Source organism: Dietzia sp. DQ12-76 (genome assembly GCF_014145045.1).
GTDB lineage: Bacteria > Actinomycetota > Actinomycetes > Mycobacteriales > Mycobacteriaceae > Dietzia.
On record NZ_JAALDV010000406.1, the window covers coordinates 1 to 4,483 of the forward strand.

Annotated in this window: 4 protein-coding genes; 3 read left to right on the forward strand and 1 reads right to left on the reverse strand. The window is 70.1% G+C overall.

Annotated elements, in window-relative coordinates; genetic code table 11:
- Positions 1-1,521 (reverse strand): AMP-binding protein (locus tag G6019_RS13445; protein ID WP_182627795.1); only part of this gene is annotated, 1,521 nt, incomplete at its 3' end.
- 41 nt (positions 1,522-1,562) lie between these two features.
- Here G6019_RS13445 and G6019_RS13450 point away from each other — a divergent pair.
- The 3 genes from G6019_RS13450 (at position 1,563) to G6019_RS13460 (ending at position 4,306) form a co-directional block, all read left to right on the forward strand.
- A complete protein-coding gene (locus G6019_RS13450; protein ID WP_107757344.1) occupies positions 1,563-2,312 on the forward strand; it encodes a phosphoglyceromutase in 750 nt (249 codons plus the stop codon).
- Between the two features lie 111 nt (positions 2,313-2,423).
- Complete coding sequence (locus tag G6019_RS13455; RefSeq protein WP_107758216.1) at positions 2,424-3,620, forward strand: sensor histidine kinase; 1,197 nt, start codon at positions 2,424-2,426, stop codon at positions 3,618-3,620.
- Positions 3,617-4,306 (forward strand): response regulator transcription factor, encoded by a 690-nt coding sequence (locus G6019_RS13460; RefSeq protein ID WP_107757343.1) that lies wholly within the window; start codon positions 3,617-3,619, stop codon positions 4,304-4,306. The genes G6019_RS13455 and G6019_RS13460 overlap by 4 nt, the downstream gene beginning before the upstream one ends.
- Positions 4,307-4,483: the final 177 nt, after the last annotated feature.

Genomic DNA, 4,483 nt, shown 5'->3' on the forward strand with positions numbered 1-4,483 from the left:
GCCGCCGTCCGGGCCGCGCCGGCCCACCACCGCGCAGTCGGCCACGCCCGGGGCCCTGCGCAGGACCGCCTCGACCTCGGAGGGGTACACGTTGAACCCGCCGGTGACGATCATCTCCTTGATGCGGTCCACCACGTGGAGGAAACCGTCGGGATCCTGGGTCACGACGTCGCCGGTGCGCAGCCATCCGTCGTGGAAGGTCTCGGCCGTGGCCTCGGGGTTTCCCCAGTACCCCGGGAAGACCTGCGGGCCCCTGACCAGCAGCTCGCCGGGCTCGCCCGGGGAGGCGTCGACGGAGGGATCGTCCTTGTGGGAGACGCGGATATCGGTGTCGGGGAAGGGGATGCCGATGCTGCCGGCCCGCCTCGCCGTCGACATGGGATTGCCGACGGTGATGGGGGAGGTCTCGGTCATCCCGTATCCCTCCACCAGCAGGCCCCCGGTCGCGGCCTCCCACCTGCCGATGAGGTCGGCGGGCAGGCTCATCGCGCCAGAGAACGAGTGCCGCACGCCCCGCAGCGAGATCCCCCGCCGGTCGGCCTCCTCGAGGATCTTCGAGTAGATCGGTGGGACTGCCGGGATGAAGGTCGGCAGGTCCTTGGCCAGGATGGGCATGATGAGGTCCATGTCGGGTGTCGGCACGAGTTGCAGCCGCGCGCCCTGGGCGATGCCGAACACCACGCACATCGTCACCCCGTACGCGTGGAACATCGGAAGCGAGGCCAGGAACCGCTCCCTACCCGGCTCGAGCCCGGGCACCCAGGCCTCGCCCATCGTGGCGTTGGCCACCAGGTTGGCGTGCGAGAGGGTGGCCCCCTTGGGCGTGCCGGTGGTGCCGGAGGTGTAGAGGATCAGCGCCGGATCCTCGGCGCGCGGCCGCGGATGGGAGAAGTCCAGCTCCGGCCCGGTCTCCAGATCTCGCCAATCCAGGGTCCCGGGGGCGGGGACCGACAGCTTCGCTCGCGAGGCGCGCAGCGACGGGACGGGCAGGAGCTTCAGCGCCAGGCGCTTGGCCGCGGGGAGTTCGTCGAGCAGGTCGACGGCGATGATGTGCTCGATGGCCGTTTCCGGGCGGTCGGCCAGCTCGCGCACCGTGCCGGCGACGACGTTCCAGGTCACCACCACCCGCGCGCTGTGGTCGGCGAACGGGCCCGCGAGCTCGTCGGCGGTGTAGAGCGGATTGTGCTCGACGACGATCGCGCCGATCCGCAGCGCGGCGTAGAACACGACGATCCCCTGCGGACAGTTCGGCAACAGCACCGCGACCCGGTCCCCGCGACCCACCCCGAGGCGCCGCAGCCCCTCGGCGGCGCGGCGGACCCGGCTGCCGATCTCGGAGTAGGAGGTCAGGCGGCCGAAGAACTCGGTCGCGGGCCGGTCGGAGTAGGCCCGCACGGCGTCGTCGAACTGATCGATCAGCGTGGTGGTGCCGTACGCGAGGTCGTGCGCGGTGCCCGGGGTGTAGTGGTCGGTCCACGGCCGGTCGGGTCGATCGGGGGTGTTGCCGGCGTCTGTGGTCATGTCTGCACCGTAGTCCTCGTGCGTCGGGTCATAATGGCCGCATGGCTTACGGAACCCTCGTCCTGCTGCGTCACGGTCAGTCCACGTGGAACGCCTCCAACCAGTTCACCGGATGGGTCGATGTGGACCTCACCGACCTCGGACGCGAGGAGGCGGTCCGCGGAGGCAGGCTCCTCGCCGAGGAGGGCATCCTGCCGGACGTCCTGTTCACGTCCCTGCTGCGCCGGGCCATCACGACGGCCAACATCGCGCTCGACGCCTGTGACCGGCACTGGATCCCGGTAGTGCGGCACTGGAAGCTCAACGAGCGTCACTACGGCAGGCTCCAGGGCCTCAACAAGGCGGAGATCAAGGACGAGTACGGCGACGAGCAGTTCATGCTGTGGCGCCGCAGCTACGACACGCCGCCGCCGGCGATCGACCCGGACAACGAGTACTCGCAGTCGGCGGACGCCCGCTACGCCGACCTGCCGGAGGTGCCGCTGACCGAGTGCCTCAAGGACGTCGTGGACCGGTTCATCCCGTATTACGCCGCCGAGATCGCCCCACAGCTGGCGGAGGGCAAGACCGTGATGGTCGCCGCGCACGGCAACTCGCTCCGTGCGCTGGTCAAGCACCTCGACGGCATCTCCGACGAGGACATCGCGGGCCTGAACATCCCCACCGGCATCCCGCTCGTCTACCGCTTCGACGACTCCGGTCTGGTCGCCAACCCGGGTGGCACCTATCTCGACCCGGAGGCCGCGGCCGCGGGGGCCGCCGCAGTCGCCAGCCAGGGCGCCCAGAAGTAGGTGACACTCCGGTGAACACACGGAGAACCCCCGTCCACCTGCGGACTTCCCGCGGATGGACGGGGGTTCTCTGTTGTGGTCGTCGGTTCGCCGCACCGTAGTATCTGGCACGTGCAGGTCAGTTTCGGGATCGCCCTCGCGATCGTCGCCGCGGTGGTCGGCTTCATCGTCGGCGGCTTCGTCGTCCCCCGGTTGCACGCACGCCGTGAGCTCCGGCTGGCCGAGCAGCAGGGGCCGAGCCGGCTGGAGGTCCTGCGGGCGGTGTACCACCAGGCTCCCTACGCGCTGGCCGTGGTGGACCGCCATCAGGACGTAGTGCTCTACAACCGTCGCGCCGCGGAACTGGGGATCGTGGACGACCGGCTCCTGGTGGACCCGGTGTGGAGCGCCGCCGAGGCCACGTTCGCCTCCGGCCAGCCGTCGGCGTTCGACCTGCCCGCCAAGGTCACCGCGGGGCGCCGTCGAATCCCGTCGGTGAGCGGTCGGAGCGAGATCCTCGGCGGTCACCTCGGGCAGTTCGCGGTGGTGTTCGCCGACGACGACTCCGAACAGCGCCGCATGGAGGCCGCCCGACGCGACTTCGTGGCCAACGTGTCCCATGAACTCAAGACCCCGGTGGGGGCGATGGCGGTGCTGGCCGAGGCGTTGCTCGAGTCCAAGGACGACCCGGAGTCGGTCGAGTACTTCGGCGGACGCGTGGTGAACGAGGCCCACAGACTGGGCAAGATGGTCTCCGAGCTCATCGAGCTGTCCCGGCTGCAGGGCGCGGAGCGGATCCGCGATCCCGAGCCGGTGGACGTGGACGCCGTGGTGGACGAGGCGATGCGCCGGTCGGCTGCCGCGGCGGAGGCGGCGGGGATCGAGTTGATCACCGACGCCCCGTCCGGGCTCGAGGTGTCGGGCGACTGGACCCTGTTGGTCACCGCGTTGACCAACCTCATCTCGAACGCCGTCAACTACTCGCCCGAACGCACCCCGGTCTCGATCACCCGGTCACTCGACGGCGACACCGTCATGCTTCGGGTCACCGACCGGGGGATCGGCATCGCGCCCGAGCACCAGACCCGCGTCTTCGAACGGTTCTTCCGCGTGGACAAGGCCCGGTCCCGGGCCACCGGCGGGACCGGACTGGGACTGGCGATCGTCAAGCACGTGGCACAGAACCACAACGGCGCCGTCAGCATCTGGAGCCGACCCGGGACCGGGTCGACGTTCACACTCGAACTTCCGGCCCATGTGGAGCCGGGTGGCGAGGGGCCCCCGGCCCCCGCCGAGCACGACCGACAAGGAGAGGACCAGGTGCCGTGACCAGGGTGCTGATCGTAGAGGACGAGGCCTCGCTGGCGGATCCGCTGGCGTTCCTCCTGCGCAAGGAGGGCTTCGAGGTCACCATCGCCGGCGACGGCCCGACAGCGCTGGAGAGCTTCGACGCGGAGGGCGCCGACATCGTATTACTGGATCTCATGCTCCCGGGCATGTCCGGAACCGACGTGTGCAAGCGGTTGCGCGTGACCTCGAGCGTCCCGGTCATCATGGTGACCGCGCGCGACAGCGAGATCGACAAGGTGGTCGGGCTGGAGTTGGGGGCCGACGACTACGTGACCAAGCCCTACTCCGCCCGCGAGCTCATCGCCCGCATCCGCGCCGTCCTGAGGCGTGGGGCGGACTCGGAGGGCGACCAGGCGGACGACATCGGTGTACTGGAGTCCGGGCCGGTGCGCCTGGACATCGAGCGACACACGGTGACCGTCCGCGGAAGTGTGGTGACCCTCCCGCTCAAGGAGTTCGACCTGCTCGAGTACCTGCTGCGCAACTCGGGGCGAGTGCTCACCCGCGGCCAGCTCATCGACCGCGTCTGGGGGTCGGACTATGTGGGCGACACCAAGACGCTGGACGTCCACGTCAAGCGGCTGCGGTCCAAGATCGAACAGGATCCGGGCAAGCCGGTCCACCTGGTGACGGTCCGCGGGCTGGGCTACAAGTTCGAGGGCTGACCGCCGCGCCCGGCCCCCGCGACGGATCAGGACCCGGAGGCCGCCCGCTCGGTCGCGGGGTGCACCGCGACGATCCCCAACTGGCGGCGGCGCCGGCACGCCGCGGCCAGCACCTCGTAGCAGTCGGCCCCCAGCAGTTCCACCAGCTCGTCGCGCAGCGAGACGAACACCGGCTCA

What these genes read in the sequence shown, in the direction of transcription:
- G6019_RS13450 (WP_107757344.1), top strand. Translation starts at nt 1,563, where the DNA reads ATGGCTTACGGAACCCTCGTCCTGCTGCGTCACGGTCAGTCCACGTGG.